Below are 16,446 nucleotides of genomic sequence, written 5' to 3'. Positions count from 1 at the left end.
ACAGAAAGGTTGATGGAATGTGGACATTTTGCATATCGTAGGACAACAACGTCTTGAAGGGACCGTCATGATCAGTGGATCGAAGCAGAGTGCGATTCCGTGTCTCGCGGCAGCACTGCTGACCGACCAACAGGTCATCTTAGAGGGGGTACCGGACATTGGCGATGTCGCGACGATGATCCAAATCATTGAGATGCTTGGAGCTGTCGTGACACGTCAAGGCGATATGGTGACGATTGACCCAAGTCATGTTGAGCCGATGCCGCTCACAGGTACGGATACACGGAAATTACGTGGATCGATTTATCTGATGAGTGTCCTCGCGGCACGATTCAAACAGGGAGTCGTCGGTCTGCCCGGTGGTTATGCCATCGGTCCTCGACCGATTGATTTACACATCAAGGCACTGGAGCGACTCGGTGTTTCGATGCGAAATGAACAAGGGGTTTACTATATGCATGTCGAAGAGTTGAAAGGGAACCGAATTTATTTGGACCTTCCTTCCTTCGGTGCAACCATCAGTGCATTGCTCGTCGCCGTCATGGCGGAAGGGACAACTGTCATTGAAAACGCAGCATGTGATCCGGAAGTCATTGACGTCAGCACGATGTTGACGAACATGGGGGCGAGTGTCAAAGGTGCAGGGACCGATGAGATTCGCATCAAAGGGATCAAGACGCTGCAAGGTTGCCGGCATACGTTGATTCCCGACCGGATGGAAGCGGGGACGTTCCTCGCCATGGGAGCCGTCCTCGGTCGGGTGACGGTTGATAATGTCATTCCCCTTCATCTGGAGAGCATCATTCAAAAGCTCGAACGATTCGGGGCGAACATCGAAATCGCAGATGATGCGGTCACAGCCTCTGTCGACATGGCAAAACCGATTGATATTCGTGTGTTCCATTACGGCGGTTTTCCGAGTGATCTTCAACCGATCATCTCTGCTGTTTTGCTCAAACCGAAAGGCGCGAGTGTCGTCGTCGACAAATTGTATCCGCAACGTTTCCGGCATGTCCAGGAAATGCGGCGACTGAACGCACGGATTACACACGAAGATGCCTCGATCATCATTCGCGGCGGGGAAGACTTGCGTGGAACCGAAATCGAAGCACACGATCCGCGCGGCGCGGCAGCTCTTGTCTTAAGCGGTATGCTCGCTTCGGGGGAAACGCTGTTGCATCACGCGGAAGTGCTCGATCAGAGTTATGAACAGTTCGTTGAGAAGTTAAAAGGGCTTGGCGCCCTCGTGTGGCGTGAAACAGTCTAAGATTTTCAGCTAGGGAGAGGGGATTATACACATGGAAAGAAGTTTATCAATGGAACTCGTACGGGTGACGGAAGCGGCAGCACTTGCTTCGGCACGTTGGATGGGGAAGGGCTTGAAAAACGAGGCAGATGACGCGGCAACAAGCGCCATGCGTGATGTATTTGATACGATCCCGATGAAAGGAACTGTCGTCATCGGCGAAGGCGAGATGGATGAAGCTCCGATGCTCTACATCGGTGAAAAACTGGGGAACGGATACGGACCACGTCTTGACGTCGCCGTTGATCCGCTCGAAGGAACAAACATCGTTGCTAAAGGAACATGGGGAGCACTCGCCGTTCTCGCTGTAGCCGATGCCGGAGATTTGTTACATGCACCGGATATGTACATGGATAAGATTGCCGTCGGACCGGAAGCAGCGGGACACGTCAGTTTGGATGCGACGATTGAAGAAAACATCGCGGCCGTTGCCAAAGCGAAAAACAAAGAGATCGAAGACGTCGTCGTCTCGATTCTCGACCGGGAACGTCATGAAGAAATCATTCAACGGATTCGCGCAACAGGGGCACGGATTCGTCTGATTGGAGACGGTGATGTCGCAGCAGCGATCAATACCGCTTTCCCGCATACCGGAATCGACATGTTGCTTGGTTCAGGTGGTGCGCCGGAAGGTGTTCTGGCGGCGGTTGCTTTAAAATGTCTCGGCGGAGAACTCCAAGGACGACTCTTGCCGGCAGATGACGCGGAAGTCGCGCGTTGCAAAAAGATGGGGATTGAAGATCCGTCGAAAATCCTCATGATGGATGATCTTGTCACGGGAGACGACTGCATCTTTGCCGCGACAGGTGTCACGGACAGCGAGTTGATGAAGGGTGTTCAGTTTACGGCGCAAGGCGGTCAAACGCACTCTGTCGTCATGCGGGCGAAATCGGGAACGGTTCGTTTTGTCGAAGGAATTCACTCGTTCAAGAAAAAACCAAAGCTCGTTATTAAATAAGTTTATTTTCATAATGCAAATAAAGACGAATCCGACTCAAATCGGATCAGTCTCAGATGTAAGACAAAATGCGGTTTTTCTCTTAAGTGAGAAAGATCGCTTTTTTTGTTCACTTCGAATCGTTTTCCTGGGACAAGCATCGCGCCGCTTCGTTTCACTGCAGGGTCGCTCCTGCTTGTTTTTCCCTAGGAAGCGATTTCGAGCGAACAAAACACTTCTTCTCATAGCAGGGCCTACATAAAAAAAATCGTACTTCTCGACGCTTGGTAAGAAGTTCGTCCGATGAATTACGCATTAATAAAAAGAAGAACTGGATTTAGAAGTCGATTACGATTGAATTCTTCATGAAAAAAAGCCCTTCATTCCCAAAGAAGAGGAATATTGAAGAGCACGAGATAGAAGATGGCACAATAAATTCGGTTCACACCGGATTCATCTTTATTGTAGGATGAAATCTTGTAGACTGTACGCGACTCCTACAAGAAAAGCGCAGGTTCACCGCGCGTCAGAAACAAACGAGACCCGGATACTTGTCCGTTTTAGGACAAAGAATCCGCGGCTCGTGTTTCGCCTGAGGAAAGCAAGTACAGGAACAAGATTTATTCGAGAGCGTCATGTGTCGGAGCTTGCAACTGGTGTGTCATCCGAACGAGTTTTCGGCGTGAGAGGAAACGGGTCATGAAAACGTACACGGCATTGCTGCGACCGGGAATGACAAGCGTTTTTCCCTTCATGTATCCGGTGAAAGAAAGTTGAGCAGTTGTTTTGGCATCCATGATTCCCGGACGTTTAAATAAACCGGAGGTTGCAAGATCCGCTGTTTTAGCGAAATCAGTGTGGGTAGCTCCCGGACAAACGGCCGTCACTTGAATATTGTACGGGGCGAGCTCGTCCGCCAGTGCTTCCGAAAAACTGAGGACGTAAGCTTTTGTCGCATAATACACGCTCATGAAAGGACCGCCATGAAAAGAGGAGGTCGATGCAATCTGAACGATCCGTCCGCCACCTTGTAGTTGCATCCGACGGGCGAAGGCTTTCGTCAAATGTGTCAGCGCCCGAATGTTGACGTCAATCATGTTCAATTCGCGTGATAAATCCGTTTCGATAAATTCACCATACAGACCAAAACCGGCGTTGTTGATCAAAACATCAACGGGAGTGTGTTCTGTCGCACGTAATAAGGCTTTGATTTGAACCGTTTGACCGATATCATACGGGAGAACAACGGCGGAGCCGCCACGTTGTTCGACGAAGTGTTTCGTTTCGAAAAGCTGTTCGACGTTTCGTCCGACCAGTAACAGATGATGTCCTTGTTCGCCGTGCAGATAAGCAAGTTCCCGCCCGATTCCGGCGGAAGCACCTGTAATCAATACGTTCATGATAGGTCCTCCTTTTATACTAGGATAGAAAAAAAGCGATCGAGCCGATGCTCAACCGCTTGGTCATTTGAATTATAGATATGAACCCGCGCCGACAAGGCGTGAACCCCAGTATCCTGATTTAAAGCTTGAGTACTTAACGCCACCCGTTTCCGAGTTGACCATGCTTGTTTTGCTTGTCGCCATACCGACGTGTTGAATGCCGCTACCGTGTGAGAAGAAAACAAGATCTCCCGGTTGAACGCTAGATACGCTGACTTTTTTAGAAGATGCGTATTGTGAAGAAGACGTACGTGGCAATGTTTTGCCTGCTGCCTTTTTGTAAACATAGCTTGTGAAACCAGAGCAGTCAAATCCACGAGTTGTCGTTCCGCCCCATACGTAAGGAGTTCCTTTGTGTTTAGCGGCTTCGCTTAGAAGACGTGTACGTGTTGAAGATGAAGTTGTTGATTTTTTAGCCGTTGAAGTAGAAGACTTGTATGTTTTCGTATACTGCGAGAAGACATAACGTGTTTTTCCGCCGTACGAAATTTTAGTCCAGCTGCCTGATTTACCTTTGTATGTAAATGTTTGGCCTGCGTTTACTTTACCGACGATGCCTGCTTTTGTAGAAGGAGCCGTACGAACACGTAATCCGTTATCTGTGATCTTAACTTTCGTGACTGTAGCTGCTGCTTCAACCTTATCTGTTCCCACTGATGCAAATCCTGAAACCACTAATGCTGCTGTCGCGACCGATGCTAGAAAACGTTTCATATGTGAAATCCTCCATGTCATTTTAAAGTAGTTTGAAAACCGGGTTATATGATCAATCTCATTAAGTGTTTGTTTAGGCAGTGTGTCTTACAACTGTGTAAGTTTTTCTCTGCACGATTATCTTAGCACGCCGATACATGAAAACGTTTTTTCAGTTCCGCTACAAAACATGACGTTTTTGTAACATAACTGCAATAATATACTCGAATATTACAAAGAAGAAATTCCCATTCGTTAAATCACGACGAAAGAGGTGGAAATGTGATACCTTTAATGCACAACAAAATATTAAGCAAAACTGTTAAAACGAACATCGCGTCCTTTGCTACTGAATTTATACGAAGAATAGGTGAATGCATATGCCAACTGAGAAAACTGACAAACCAGAACGTTCCTATACACTGGCTCAACTGAGCAACCTGACATTAAAAGACTTATATGAGATCGCCAAATCAAAAAACGTCCCGCAATACCGAGAGGCCCGCAAGCGTGAACTGATGTTCAAGATTTTAAAAGCGCAGGCTGAGTCAACCGGTCTATATTTCCTCGAGGGGGTATTAGAAGTTATCCCCGGCAACCCACAGATGCAAAATGATGGTGGCTTCGGCTTCCTTCGTCCTATCAACTATTCGCAATCCTCTGAAGATATCTACATCGCTGCTTCGCAAATCCGCCGATTCAACCTTCGTAATGGAGACGTCGTGACCGGAAAGGTCCGACCGCCAAAAGAGAATGAACGGTTCCAAGGTTTATTAAGTGTGGAAGCAGTCAACGGGGAAGCGCCGGATACGGCCCGGAATCGTCTGTTTTTCCCGGCATTGACGCCGATTTATCCGGATCGTTTGATGCGACTCGAAACAGAACCACGCCATCTGTCGGTTCGTGTGATGGATATGATTGCACCGGTTGGCTTCGGACAACGGGGACTGATCGTCGCACCGCCTAAAGCGGGTAAGACATCTCTATTAAAAGAAATCGCGAATTCGATTCAAGTGAATCACCCGGATGTCGAATTGATCGTTCTATTGATCGATGAGCGCCCGGAAGAGGTGACGGATATCGAACGGTCTGTCCCGGGAGCCGATGTCGTCAGTTCAACGTTTGACGAAACACCGGATAACCACGTACGGATTTCAGAACTCGTTTTGGAACGGGCGATGCGTCTCGTCGAGCATAAAAAAGATGTGGTCATCTTGATGGATTCGATTACACGTCTGACACGTGCTTACAACTTAACGGTTCCGCAAAGCGGACGGACGTTGTCCGGGGGGATTGATCCGGCCGCCTTCCATAAACCCAAACGCTTTTTCGGTGCTGCCCGGAACATCGAACACGGTGGCAGCCTGACGATTCTTGCGACTGCCCTCGTCGAGACCGGCTCACGGATGGACGACGTCATCTATGAAGAGTTTAAAGGGACCGGCAACATGGAGCTCCATCTCGACCGGAAGTTATCCGAACGCCGGATCTTCCCGGCCATCGACATCCGGAAATCCGGAACACGGAAAGAAGAGTTGTTGTTACCGCAAGATCAGCTGGATGCCTTGTGGACGATCCGCCGGACGATGAACGAGTCCAATGAGTTTGTCGACAGCTTCTTACGCAAGATTCGTGACACAAAAAACAATGAAGAATTTTTTGTGGAACTGAACAAAGAAAAGAAGAAGCCCGTCCGACGCGCACCTGTCAAACCCCGCGTGACGAAAACAGACACAACGACTTGAAAATAGGTATTGCGGGTCATCAAAAAATCGTTTAGTATAGGAAGGTAACTTACTCTGGCTCAGCAAATGAACCAGGGCGGAAGGAGAGAAAACAACCATGAAACAAGGAATTCACCCAAACTACAACAAAGTTGTATTTATGGATTCAACTACTGAGTACAAATTCTTGACTGGTTCTACACGTTCTTCGAACGAGACAATCACTTGGGAAGATGGAAACGAGTACCCACTCATCCGCGTGGATGTGTCTTCGGACTCGCACCCATTCTACACTGGTCGTCAAAAGTTCAACGCTGCAGACGGTCGTGTCGATCGCTTCAACAAAAAATACGGCCGCAAGTAATTGCGACTTCTGTATTAAAAAACAGCCTGTCTCCATCACTGGAGCAGGCTGTTTTTGTATAAACTGAACTGGGCACGATAGGTGAGATAGGTTTTAAGCACAAACGACAGACCGATCGCTCCAGCCGCTCCGACGAGGTACGGCAGCATATCCGGATTGTCCGCAAAGTGTTGAAACAGCAGACTGAAGGAAAAATGACGTCCGAGAAAATAACCCGCTCCTAAAAAGATACTGATCCAGATCAAGGCACCGGTATAGGCATACGTGACGAAGATCCGAAACGGCATCTTCGAGACACCGGCAAAAAACGCAGAGAGCTGACGGAGTCCGGGTATGTAGTAACCGATGATCAAAACCGTTTTCCCGTAACGTAAAAATCCGGCCTCCGCTTGAAAGATATGTTTTTCGGAAATCCGTAACTTCGGAGCCACTCGATGCAGCAGGGGCATCCCGAGTTTCAGACCCAGCACATAGCTGATCGTCATCCCGATGCAACTGCCGGCATACGCCGCCAGAATCGTTCCGATCAGTGGTAAATCACCGTGATGCATCCAAAATCCTGACATGACGAGTAACGTTTCGTCAGGAATCGGTAAACCGACGATTCCGCCGGCTAACAGAATGGCGAGACCGAATGCTCCATATTGATGGAGAACTTCATGTAGTATGTGATGAATCGGAGTCACCTTCCTTCAAAGAAACTTCTTCCTTAGTGTACAGGAAATAGATACCAGTTGAAATGAGGAGATGAAGATTTAGGGGAATACTGAGGAGTTTTCGATTTTGAGAAGTCAACTCTTTTTCTCAATTTAGATTCGGGCTATACTCGTTAAAGTGACTAATTTTAGAGGACGGTGTTTTACAATGATGCATGTGATCAATCAGTATGGTTGGATCGAAGTGATTTGCGGAAGCATGTTTTCCGGCAAATCCGAAGAGCTGATCCGTCGTGTTCGACGGGCACAGTACGGAAAATTACCGGTGCAAGTGTTCAAGCCGGCGATTGACGACCGTTACCATGAAGAACATGTCGTGTCGCACGTCGGAAATTCCGTCATTGCGATTCCGATGGCAACGAGCCGGGACGTCTATGCGGCAGTAGCAGAAGAGACACAGGTCGTGGCAATTGATGAAGTTCAATTTTTTGACGATGAAATCGTCGCGGTCATCGAGGCACTGGCGCAAGATGGCAAACGCGTGATTTGTGCGGGGCTCGATCAGGATTTCCGGGCAGAACCATTTGGAAAGATGCCTGAATTATTGGCACGTGCCGAGTTCGTGACGAAATTACAGGCGATTTGTTTATCGTGTGGCGATCCGGCTTCCCGGACACAACGCTTGATTAACGGCCAACCGGCCAACTACAATGATCCGATCATTTTGGTGGGGGCTTCTGAATCTTATGAACCACGTTGCCGTCACTGCCATCAAGTACCGGGCAAACCGCAACCGTTGCAGGAATGGAAAAAACAACAGCAGAATTAAGAGTACAATATGAAAAAGCGAACGATTCTCCGGCCTCAAGGCTTGAAATCGTTCGCTTTTTTTATCAACCGGTCCGTGTCAACTGACTGTACTGCTTGACGAAATAAGCCGTTTCGCGGACAATCGTCTCTTGGTCATGATCGAGTGTCGCGACATGATAGGAATCGAGCAGACAATAACTGCGTTTATCCGTCGAACCAATCATCCGGTGCAGGTAATCCGAACAGGTTGGCGGAACGACATGATCCTCGGCAGAATATAAAATAAGCGTCGGAATTTGAATGGCGGGAAGGGTTGGGATGGTGTCGCGAATCAAGCGTAAAAGTTCGGACGCAGCGACCGCTGGCACGACATCATAGATGATTTCAAAAGCGGTTTGCTTGATATCGGGTGGGCTTTCCGGCAGATAAACCGGACAATCCGTAAACGATAACGCTTCGTAAGCGGGGACGGATAAAGCAGCATTGATTGTGATGATCCCTGCGACCGGCAGACCTTCGGCAGCGAGTGCCAGCGCAAGCGTCGCACCCATCGATTGACCGACGATGAAGATCGATTCACACTGGCGGGACAGTTGAGTAAAGCCCTCGCGGACACTCTGTTTCCAATCTTCGGCCGTCGCCGTTTCGAAGTCACGTACATCTGTCCCGTGACCATGCAGACGGGGGGCGTAGACGGAAAAACCGTGTTCTGCGAAGCGTTCTCCTACAGCCCGAACACTTTGTGGCGTCGCATTAAAGCCGTGACACAGCAAAATACCGACTGATCCACGTTCCAAGAAAAAGGCTTCGGCGCCCGGTAAAACAGGATAACTCATACTCATCATCTCATCCTCCATTTCAAAATAAAAACCCGTTTGGCTTTGGACGGCAAACGAGTTTCTCGTGTGTATCATCCAAAGCGGTTGCTTTGCTGGTCGGAGCACCTTGCCAATCGCAGGTTGCCGTGGAGTCCTAGAGCCAGGTCTCTCGTCCACTCTTGATATAACATATAGGAATTGTCGGATTAATCATTGAGAAGATGATAGCACTGACAGAAAAGGATTGTCAAATGCTCCTTGACCGGCGACCGGAACTCTTCTATGATGAAGCCCAACCTGGGAAATCAATCGATATGGGTCATATGGTTTATTTTTGAAAATATGGTTGACCTTTAAAAGATCTTTCTGTAATGTAAAAATTAGTTTTACGACATAAGTTCGAACAGCAACAACACACATATGAATTTCATACCGCAACACTTATCCAGAGAGGTGGAGGGACTGGCCCTACGAAACCTCGGCAACAGACTCATTATGAGCACTGTGCCAATTCCATCAGACGATTGTCTGAGAGATGAGTCGAGTGGATTCTGCCTCTGTGCGGATCCAGGTCTCTTCTTGTTTCTAAAGAAGAGACCTTTTTGTTTTTTTTAAAAGGGGGAAAAAGTGGTGATTACATTCAAAAATGTAAAAAAAATCTACCAGACCAACGAACAATCGATTGCTGCATTGGACGGTGTCGATCTCGAAATCCGAAAAGGTGAAATCTTTGGCGTGATCGGGTTCAGCGGGGCTGGAAAAAGTTCTTTATTACGGTGTGTCAATCTTCTTGAACGTCCGACATCCGGCAGCGTGACGGTCGACGGGCAAGAACTGACGACACTTTCGGCAAAACAACTGCGGGAAGCGAAACAAAACATCGGGATGATCTTCCAACATTTCAACTTGCTTGATTCGAATACGGTCTTCGCGAATGTCGCAAAACCACTCGTCCTAAAAGGAATTAAAAAGGAGGAAGTCCACCGGCGTGTCACCGAGCTGCTGGCGTTCGTCGACTTAGCGGACAAAGCCGATCATTATCCGGATCAGTTATCGGGAGGGCAGAAACAACGTGTCGGAATAGCGCGGGCACTGGCAACCCAGCCGTCGGTTCTGTTGTGTGACGAAGCGACATCGGCGCTTGATCCGCAGACGACACAACACATCCTGCGGTTACTGAAACAGATCAACGCGGAATATGGCATCACGATTTTACTGATTACACACGAGATGGGCGTCATCCGTGAGATTTGTGACCGGGTCGCGGTCATCGAGGCCGGCAAGTTGATTGAATCGGGTACCGTGTTCGACGTCTTCTCGAATCCGCAGACGGCGACGGCGAAAAACTTTGTCCGTTCCGTCATGCAAGATGAAATTCCGGCGTCGGTGCAACGGTTGATCGAACAACGGGATGCCGGACATCACGTCTACAAAATCAATTTCCTTGGGGCACACACCGGGCAACCGCTCTTGTCGCAAGTCGCCAAACGGTTTGATGTCGATGTCAACATCCTGCACGGCAGCATCACGGAACTGCAAAATATCCCGTTCGGCAGTTTGCTCGTTGAATTGATCGGCGAGACGGCGGAAATCGCGCGAGCCCTGCAATACATTGATCAGTCGGATGTCAACGTCGAGGAGGTGCTGGCAGATGCTAGTTAACTACACGGATATTTGGACCGCTTTTCTGCAAACCTTGACGATGGTCGGATTGTCGCTGCTCTTTTCGACGCTGATTGGGCTGCCGCTCGGAATTCTGTTGGTCGTCACGCGTAAGGGGGCGTTGCTCGAACAAGTACCGCTCTTCAACGTCTTAAGCAGCGTCGTTAATGTGTTCCGGTCGGTTCCGTTCATCATCCTGCTCGTCGCGATCATTCCGCTGACACGGCTGCTCGTCGGGTCGTCGATCGGCACGAAGGCAGCAATCGTCCCGCTGGTCTTTTATGCGGCACCGTACATTGCCCGATTGATTGAAAGTTCACTGCTCGAAGTCAGTACGGGCGTCTTGGAAGCGGCGGAAGCGATGGGTGCGACACCGTTACAGACGATTTTCCGTTTCCTGTTGCCGGAAGCACTCAGCTCGCTTGTCCTGAACTTGACGATCGCGACGATTGGCTTGATCGGGGCATCGGCAATGGCCGGGGCGATCGGCGGCGGCGGCCTCGGGGATTTGGCCATCACCTACGGCTACCAACGATTTGATACGACCGTCATGATCATCACGGTCGGGATCCTCGTCATCCTGGTACAAGGCTTACAGACAACAGGTAACCTGTTGGCACGAAAAATTCGGAGACACTAACAAAACATAGAGAAGATAAGGGAGAGATGAACGATGAAAAAAGGATTAGCGATTGGTGCAGCATTGACGACGGTATTATTTGCAGGGTGTGCAGCGTCCGGGGAAGAGGATCAAAATACAGTCAAGCTTGGCGTCAGCGGCTCGGATACGCAAGTTTGGGAATACGTCGCGAAGAAAGCGAAAAAAGAGGGGATCACGATTGAACTCGTCAAGTTCTCCGATTATGTGCAACCGAACCTGGCACTCGCGGAAGGCGAAATCGATGCAAACTCGTTCCAGACGATTTCGTACTTCAATGCCTTTAAAAAAGAACATGACTTAAAGCTGTCGCCGATTGCGACGACCGTCATCGCACCGATGGGGATCTATTCGGATAAAGTCAAGGATGTCAAAGATATCCCGGTCGGTGGAGAGATTGCCGTCCCGAACGAGGCGACGAACATGGGACGAGCTCTCCTGTTGTTGCAGGAAGCCGGCTTAATCAAGTTGCCGGACGACTTTGACGGGAACGGAGCCGTCGACAAAATCGTCGAGAATCCGAAAAAGCTGAAGATCGTCCCGGTCGTCGCCGGACAGACGCCGCGTGTCCTGCCGGATGTATCGGCATCAATCATCAATAATGGAATCGCCGTGGATGCCGGCTTTAATCCGATCAAGGACTCGATTCTCCATGAAAATGAAACAGCGAAACCCTACATCAACATCATCGCGACACGGACGGAAGACAAAGACAAAAAGACGTTGAAGAAAATCGCTTCACTGTACCAACAGGATGATGTCGCGGAATTCATCAAAAAAGAGTACAAAGGAAGCACGATTCCGACGTTCGTCCCACTCAGTGACATCGGCGAATAACTAAAAATCCAAAGGAGCGTGACCCAAATGACGGTTCAGACAAAACGGGAAAACTTGATTCAAACGATTGAGCAGGATATCGAACAAAAACGCGAGTCGTATCTCGAGACGAGTCACCGGATTCATGCGACACCCGAGATTGGGAACGAGGAATATTTTGCCTCGCGCCATCATGCGGAACGCCTGACGGCAGAAGGGTTCACAGTTGAGCTCGGGGTCGCGGGACACGACACGGCGTTTTTGGCCCGGAAGACTTCGGATAAACCGGGGGCGACGGTTGCCTTCCTTGCCGAATACGATGCGTTGCCGGGGATTGGTCACGCCTGCGGTCACAATATCATCGGCACGACGAGTGTCGCAGCGGCGATCGCACTCAGTAAAATCATCGATGAGGTCGGGGGCAGTGTCGTCGTGCTCGGAACACCGGCAGAGGAAGGTGGACCAAACGGCAGTGCGAAAGGCAGCTTCGTCAAACATGACCTCCTGACAGGGATCGATGCGGCACTGATGATTCATCCGTCCGGACAAACGCGGATTACCGGTTCCTCGCTTGCCGTCGATCCACTCGATTTTGCCTTTACCGGCAAGCCGGCTCACGCGGCAGCGTCACCGGAAGAGGGCATCAATGCACTCGACGCCGTCATCCAACTCTTTAACGCCATCAATGCCTTGCGCCAGCAATTACCGAGCGATGTCCGGATTCACGGCATCATCACGGATGGCGGCGACGCGCCGAATATCATTCCGGAATACGCCAAAGCCCGCTTCTTCATCCGGGCGACGACGCGCGAACGGTTGAATGACGTGACGAAGAAGGTCAAAGCCGTTGCCGAAGGGGCGGCGCTTGCGACCGGGGCGACGCTTGAGGTCATCGCATTCCAAAATGAGGTCGACAATCTCCTGTTCAACCGGACGTTTGACGAGATTTTCCGAGAAGAGGCGACTGCGCTCGGGGAAGACGTCAAGACGGATGAACGCCCGGGTCTTGGTTCGACTGACGCCGGTAACATCAGCCAGGTCCTGCCGACGATCCATCCGTACATCAAGATCGGAGCGGATGATTTGGTCGCCCACACGGAAAGTTTCCGGGAAGCAGCGCGTTCGGAACAAGGCGATGAAGCCCTAATCGCCGGCGCAAAAATCCTGGCTCGGACGGCGTTACGCCTGTTGACGGACGGACAGTTGCTCGGGACGGTCAAACAGGAGTTCCATGACCGAAAAAACGGCTACTTGGCTTAATAGATAAAACGAAAAGTATGTTTCTGTCCGACGGATGATGTCTTTTAAAGTCCGTCAGATAGCGCATACTTTTTGTCGGAAATGGAAGTAAAAACAAATTCTTTTTTGTATTTTAAAATAACCTGTGCTAGTCTTGAGCTGTACAACTGAATAACCAGTTCTTCGGGGTAGGGTGAAAATCCCAACCGGCGGTGATGCGATTTTTGAATCGACGAGCCCGCGACCCATAGTGTACGCACTATGGCTGACTTGGTGTGATTCCAAGGCCGACGGTAAAGTCCGGATGGGAGAAGAACGAAAAAATGTGCTTGAAACCATTTTCTGAAAAAATACATTCAGAGAAAGGTCTATTTCTGTATGCTTTTAAACAGAAAAACAAGACGTTTCTTTCGTGACCCTTCAATCATGACGCCCTGCAAATGCAGCGGCGTCTTTTTCTTTTGAAAGGAGCGAAATCATGAAAAATAGAATGCATCATGCGATGCAATTGGCAGAGATGTTAGACGGACAAACAAGTCCAAATCCAAGTGTCGGCTGTGTGATCACGAAGCACGGACGGATCATCGGTTTTGGAGCGCACCGGTTTGCCGGCGGTCCCCATGCCGAAGTCGAAGCGTTACGGATGGCGGGAGAGGCGGCACGCGGCGCCGATCTGTATGTCACGCTGGAACCGTGTAACCATCACGGCAAAACACCTCCTTGCACGGAAGCAATCATTGCCGCCGGAATCAAGCGCGTGTTCGTCGCGACGGAAGATCGTCATTCGATCGTCGCGGGGCAGGGCATTGCACGTCTGCGCGACGCCGGACTGACGGTCGAAGTCGGATTGCTGCAAGACGAAGCGGTTCGTTTTTATACACCGTTTTGGCAAAGTATCGAGCGAAAACGGCCGGCTGTCACGGTGAAGATTGCTCAGACGCTAAACGGAATCATCACGACAGGTGAAAAACGCTGGATTACGTCAGAAGCCGCGCGAACGGCGGGACGCCGGTTGCGGGCAACACATGACGCCATCTTGGTCGGAAGTGAGACGGTTTTAATTGATGATCCGGCCCTGACGTTACGCAGTGAAGAGGGAATCGAACCGATTCGGGTCCTCGTTGATCGACGGGGGCGGTTGTCGGAGACGTTTCAGGTTTTGCATGACGGCTTGAATCCGACGTACTGGCTGACGGAACAGCCGCGAATCAGTTCCAAGCCGAATGTTACCGTCCTTGTCGGCACGTACTCGACACCGGACCAGATTCTCGAGACCTTATACGAACAAGGCATCCGGAGCCTCTTGATTGAAGGCGGGCCGACCATCCAGTCGGCATTTTTGGCAGCCGACCTTGTGGATCGAATCGATGTCTATCAGGCGCCTTCCGTCTTGAAGGGAACCAGTGGTTTGACGGGTACCGTAGAGGTCGAAGACCGATTTGCACTGACAGACGCCGAGCCGATCGGTCAGGATATCCATCTGCGGTATGAGCGGAAAGGAGAATGGACATGTTCACAGGATTGATTGAAGAAGTCGGAACGATCAAACGAAAAGTCCCGCGGCCGAACGGTCTGGCGCTGGAAATCGAAGCCCGGCACGTGCTCGAAGGAACAAAAATCGGTGACAGTATCGCGGTCGACGGCATCTGTTTGACCGTCACGGCGATGACAGCAACCGGATTTACGGCGGATGCGGTCCATGAAACGATTCGGGCGACAGCACTGCAGACATTGCGTGTCGGCACACCGGTTCAACTGGAACGGGCGATGCCGGCGAACGGACGATTCGGCGGTCACTTCGTCAGTGGCCACATTGACGGGACAGCCCGGCTGTTAAGCCGTCGACCGGACGGTGAAGCGATGGAATACCGGTTTGAGACCGCTGACTGGCGCAAATACTGTATTCCGAAAGGTTCGATTGCGATCAACGGAACCAGCTTGACGATTCAACATGTCCAAGCGGACAGTCTGACGATTTCGCTGATTCCGCATTCACGCCAAGTGACGACGTTCGACCGTTTACAGAGTGGAGCGCTCGTCAATATTGAGTGTGATCTGATGGCAAAACACTTGTATCACTTTACGCAACAGGAGCAGAAAACCGATTGGTCGGCATTTTTAGGAGGCGGAGCAGGATGAACGGATTTGATCTCATAGAAGAAGCGATTGAAGAGTTAAAACAAGGGCGTCCGATCATCGTCTGTGACGACGAAAATCGGGAAAACGAAGGCGATTTGATCCTGCTTGCGGAACATGCGACACCGGAACAAATCAATTTCATGATCACTCACGGCAAAGGACTTGTCTGTGTGCCGGTCAGTCCGCAACTGGCAAACCGATTGGAATTGAATCCGATGACGGACGTCAACACCGATCCGCACGGAACAGCCTTTACCATCAGTATCGACCACGAAGAGGCGAAGACCGGTATCAGCGCAGGCGAACGGGCCTTGACGATTCAACGGATGTTGACGGACCGAGCCGGTCAATTCAAACGTCCGGGACATATCTTCCCCTTGATCGCGAAAGAAGGCGGTGTCCGGGAACGGCGGGGTCATACAGAAGCCGGTGTTGACTTGGCACGACTCGCGGGAAGCGCAGAAGCGGCCGTCATTTGTGAAATCATCTTAGAAGACGGGACGATGGCGCGGGTTGACGACTTGTTGACGTATAAAGAAGTCCATGGACTGAAGATGATCACGATCGATGCGCTCGTTTCTTATCTGGAACGTCCCGTTCGACGCGAAGCCGACGTCTTGCTGCCGGCGGATCACGGAGCATTTCGGATGCTTGGTTACACGACGCCGGATGCGAAGGAACACGTCACCGTCTTATCGGGAGAACCGGAAGACGGCATGCTCGTCCGGCTTCATTCCGAATGTCTGACGGGAGACGTCTTTGGCTCGAAACGCTGTGATTGTGGTCCGCAACTTGATGCCGCACTGGAACGAATCGGACAGGAAGGCGGAGCTGTTCTCTACCTGCGCCAAGAGGGACGGGGAATCGGCTTGATGGCGAAGTTGAAAGCCTATGAGTTGCAGGAGCAGGGACTCGATACGGTCGAAGCGAATCACGCACTCGGTTATGCGACGGACTTACGTGATTACACGGTAGCTGCCGCGATGTTGCGTGATCTCGGCGTAACGAAAATTCGTCTGATGACCAATAATCCGGAAAAGCAACAGGCACTGGAAGAACAGGGTATAACGGTGCTCGAACGGGTGCCGCTTGAAATCGTACCGGTTCCGGAAAATAAAAATTATCTGCACACCAAACAAACGAAACTCGGGCATCTGCTCGACATCCAAGGAGGACAATAAC

General features: G+C 50.4%; 16 protein-coding genes and 3 riboswitches. Of the genes, 12 read left to right on the top strand and 4 right to left on the bottom strand.

Annotation, left to right across the window (positions count from 1 at the left end):
* Nucleotides 1-19: 19 nt before the first annotated feature.
* Nucleotides 20-1,267: a UDP-N-acetylglucosamine 1-carboxyvinyltransferase gene (murA, locus tag D3D03_RS14670; RefSeq protein ID WP_026831882.1), complete on the top strand. Its 1,248-nt coding sequence runs from the start codon at nt 20-22 to the stop codon at nt 1,265-1,267.
* A gap of 31 nt (nt 1,268-1,298) precedes the next feature.
* Entirely contained in the window at nt 1,299-2,264 is a 966-nt protein-coding gene (gene glpX, locus D3D03_RS14665; RefSeq protein WP_026831883.1) for a class II fructose-bisphosphatase, read from the top strand.
* A gap of 599 nt (nt 2,265-2,863) precedes the next feature.
* On the opposite strand, the gene D3D03_RS14660 is transcribed toward glpX, so the two are convergent.
* Both D3D03_RS14660 and D3D03_RS14655 read right to left on the bottom strand, forming a co-directional pair.
* Entirely contained in the window at nt 2,864-3,643 is a 780-nt protein-coding gene (locus D3D03_RS14660; RefSeq protein ID WP_119923997.1) for an SDR family NAD(P)-dependent oxidoreductase, read from the bottom strand.
* Nucleotides 3,644-3,715: 72 nt separating this feature from the next.
* Nucleotides 3,716-4,399 carry a C40 family peptidase gene (locus D3D03_RS14655; protein WP_026831885.1) on the bottom strand — a complete coding sequence of 228 codons (684 nt, stop codon included), beginning with the start codon at nt 4,397-4,399 and terminating at the stop codon, nt 3,716-3,718.
* 359 nt (nt 4,400-4,758) lie between these two features.
* On the opposite strand from D3D03_RS14655, the gene rho reads away from it, so the two are divergent.
* Together rho and D3D03_RS14645 are read left to right on the top strand one after the other, a co-directional pair.
* Nucleotides 4,759-6,123: a transcription termination factor Rho gene (gene rho / locus D3D03_RS14650; protein WP_119923996.1), complete on the top strand. Its 1,365-nt coding sequence runs from the start codon at nt 4,759-4,761 to the stop codon at nt 6,121-6,123.
* A gap of 97 nt (nt 6,124-6,220) precedes the next feature.
* The gene (locus D3D03_RS14645) at nt 6,221-6,466 is read left to right on the top strand and encodes a type B 50S ribosomal protein L31 (RefSeq protein ID WP_012371588.1); all 246 of its coding nucleotides are present in this window, start codon (nt 6,221-6,223) and stop codon (nt 6,464-6,466) included.
* 35 nt (nt 6,467-6,501) lie between these two features.
* Here D3D03_RS14645 and D3D03_RS14640 read toward each other — a convergent pair whose 3' ends face one another.
* The gene (locus D3D03_RS14640) at nt 6,502-7,152 is read right to left on the bottom strand and encodes a DedA family protein (RefSeq protein WP_119923995.1); all 651 of its coding nucleotides are present in this window, start codon (nt 7,150-7,152) and stop codon (nt 6,502-6,504) included.
* Between the two features lie 178 nt (nt 7,153-7,330).
* Between D3D03_RS14640 and D3D03_RS14635 the strand changes: the two genes are divergently transcribed.
* Nucleotides 7,331-7,951 (top strand): thymidine kinase, encoded by a 621-nt coding sequence (locus D3D03_RS14635; protein WP_026831888.1) that lies wholly within the window; start codon nt 7,331-7,333, stop codon nt 7,949-7,951.
* Between the two features lie 64 nt (nt 7,952-8,015).
* Here the strand turns inward: D3D03_RS14635 and D3D03_RS14630 are convergent, their stop codons facing one another.
* The gene (locus D3D03_RS14630) at nt 8,016-8,774 is read right to left on the bottom strand and encodes an alpha/beta hydrolase (RefSeq protein ID WP_233550719.1); all 759 of its coding nucleotides are present in this window, start codon (nt 8,772-8,774) and stop codon (nt 8,016-8,018) included.
* A 62-nt stretch (nt 8,775-8,836) separates the two neighbouring features.
* Nucleotides 8,837-8,939, bottom strand: a riboswitch (SAM riboswitch).
* Between the two features lie 249 nt (nt 8,940-9,188).
* Nucleotides 9,189-9,292: riboswitch (SAM riboswitch) on the top strand.
* Between the two features lie 88 nt (nt 9,293-9,380).
* Between D3D03_RS14630 and D3D03_RS14625 the strand changes: the two genes are divergently transcribed.
* The 7 genes from D3D03_RS14625 to ribB all read left to right on the top strand — a co-directional run bounded on the left by D3D03_RS14625 (nt 9,381) and on the right by ribB (nt 16,445).
* Nucleotides 9,381-10,412 carry a methionine ABC transporter ATP-binding protein gene (locus D3D03_RS14625; protein ID WP_026831890.1) on the top strand — a complete coding sequence of 344 codons (1,032 nt, stop codon included), beginning with the start codon at nt 9,381-9,383 and terminating at the stop codon, nt 10,410-10,412.
* Complete coding sequence (locus D3D03_RS14620) at nt 10,402-11,052, top strand: methionine ABC transporter permease (protein WP_026831891.1); 651 nt, start codon at nt 10,402-10,404, stop codon at nt 11,050-11,052. The genes D3D03_RS14625 and D3D03_RS14620 overlap by 11 nt, the downstream gene beginning before the upstream one ends.
* A gap of 33 nt (nt 11,053-11,085) precedes the next feature.
* Nucleotides 11,086-11,907 (top strand): MetQ/NlpA family ABC transporter substrate-binding protein, encoded by an 822-nt coding sequence (locus tag D3D03_RS14615; RefSeq protein WP_119923994.1) that lies wholly within the window; start codon nt 11,086-11,088, stop codon nt 11,905-11,907.
* A gap of 27 nt (nt 11,908-11,934) precedes the next feature.
* Entirely contained in the window at nt 11,935-13,146 is a 1,212-nt protein-coding gene (locus D3D03_RS14610; protein ID WP_119923993.1) for a M20 family metallopeptidase, read from the top strand.
* Between the two features lie 154 nt (nt 13,147-13,300).
* A riboswitch (FMN riboswitch) is annotated at nt 13,301-13,445 on the top strand.
* 158 nt (nt 13,446-13,603) lie between these two features.
* A complete protein-coding gene (ribD, locus tag D3D03_RS14605) occupies nt 13,604-14,650 on the top strand; it encodes a bifunctional diaminohydroxyphosphoribosylaminopyrimidine deaminase/5-amino-6-(5-phosphoribosylamino)uracil reductase RibD (protein WP_119923992.1) in 1,047 nt (348 codons plus the stop codon).
* Nucleotides 14,635-15,264 carry a riboflavin synthase gene (gene ribE, locus D3D03_RS14600; protein ID WP_028105555.1) on the top strand — a complete coding sequence of 210 codons (630 nt, stop codon included), beginning with the start codon at nt 14,635-14,637 and terminating at the stop codon, nt 15,262-15,264. Before ribD ends, ribE begins: the two co-directional genes overlap by 16 nt.
* Nucleotides 15,261-16,445, top strand: coding sequence for a 3,4-dihydroxy-2-butanone-4-phosphate synthase (ribB, locus tag D3D03_RS14595; RefSeq protein WP_119923991.1), 1,185 nt, complete (start codon nt 15,261-15,263; stop codon nt 16,443-16,445). Before ribE ends, ribB begins: the two co-directional genes overlap by 4 nt.
* Nucleotide 16,446: the final 1 nt, after the last annotated feature.

It is taken from the genome of Exiguobacterium sp. RIT452 (assembly GCF_003598705.1).
Lineage (GTDB): Bacteria > Bacillota > Bacilli > Exiguobacteriales > Exiguobacteriaceae > Exiguobacterium_A > Exiguobacterium_A undae.
The sequence above is the reverse complement of the archived record's forward strand: the minus strand, read 5'-3'. Positions and strand labels throughout refer to the sequence as shown.

Bases quoted from the DNA above. Each gene is read 5' to 3' on its own strand.
- ribE (WP_028105555.1), top strand. From the start codon at position 14,635: ATGTTCACAGGATTGATTGAAGAAGTCGGAACGATCAAACGAAAAGTC.
- D3D03_RS14615 (WP_119923994.1), top strand. From the start codon at position 11,086: ATGAAAAAAGGATTAGCGATTGGTGCAGCATTGACGACGGTATTATTT.
- D3D03_RS14645 (WP_012371588.1), top strand. From the start codon at position 6,221: ATGAAACAAGGAATTCACCCAAACTACAACAAAGTTGTATTTATGGAT.
- ribD (WP_119923992.1), top strand. From the start codon at position 13,604: ATGAAAAATAGAATGCATCATGCGATGCAATTGGCAGAGATGTTAGAC.
- ribB (WP_119923991.1), top strand. From the start codon at position 15,261: ATGAACGGATTTGATCTCATAGAAGAAGCGATTGAAGAGTTAAAACAA.
- D3D03_RS14630 (WP_233550719.1), bottom strand. From the start codon at position 8,774: ATGAGTATGAGTTATCCTGTTTTACCGGGCGCCGAAGCCTTTTTCTTG.
- D3D03_RS14620 (WP_026831891.1), top strand. From the start codon at position 10,402: ATGCTAGTTAACTACACGGATATTTGGACCGCTTTTCTGCAAACCTTG.
- D3D03_RS14635 (WP_026831888.1), top strand. From the start codon at position 7,331: ATGATGCATGTGATCAATCAGTATGGTTGGATCGAAGTGATTTGCGGA.
- glpX (WP_026831883.1), top strand. From the start codon at position 1,299: ATGGAAAGAAGTTTATCAATGGAACTCGTACGGGTGACGGAAGCGGCA.
- D3D03_RS14660 (WP_119923997.1), bottom strand. From the start codon at position 3,643: ATGAACGTATTGATTACAGGTGCTTCCGCCGGAATCGGGCGGGAACTT.
- rho (WP_119923996.1), top strand. From the start codon at position 4,759: ATGCCAACTGAGAAAACTGACAAACCAGAACGTTCCTATACACTGGCT.
- D3D03_RS14655 (WP_026831885.1), bottom strand. From the start codon at position 4,399: ATGAAACGTTTTCTAGCATCGGTCGCGACAGCAGCATTAGTGGTTTCA.
- D3D03_RS14610 (WP_119923993.1), top strand. From the start codon at position 11,935: ATGACGGTTCAGACAAAACGGGAAAACTTGATTCAAACGATTGAGCAG.